The 304-nt window shown below is 42.1% G+C and carries 1 protein-coding gene; it reads left to right on the top strand.

Going from position 1 to position 304, the window contains the following annotated elements:
* A partial coding sequence (locus C1G53_RS11065) for a polyprenyl synthetase family protein (RefSeq protein WP_192873130.1) occupies window positions 1-304 on the top strand: 304 nt, incomplete at both ends.

The raw sequence follows: 304 nt of genomic DNA, 5'->3' as shown, positions 1-304 counted from the left end.
AATCGAATCGCTATCTACACGGGTGATTATCTTCTGGCCTATTCAAGTCGACTATTTGGAAAGGGGCTTCGTTTGCTAGAGGTGTCACGTGATGATTTGGATTTGGGCAATGATAAGCTGATGGAAACAATTCTTCGAGGGGAATTATCTCAGCTACTCAATCAATTTGATGCCAATATGACTATGAAAGCCTATCTCAAGCAAATTCAAGGAAAAACAGCTTTTCTATTTGGACTTGCCTGTCAGTTGGGGAGTTTTGTACCAGGCCAATCTAGGAAAGACAGTAGCATGGCTTTTCGGTCTG

The sequence above is a fragment of the Streptococcus suis genome, assembly GCF_002960445.1.
In the GTDB taxonomy this organism is placed as follows: domain Bacteria; phylum Bacillota; class Bacilli; order Lactobacillales; family Streptococcaceae; genus Streptococcus; species Streptococcus hyiners.
This window is presented reverse-complemented; position numbering and strand designations above follow the sequence as displayed.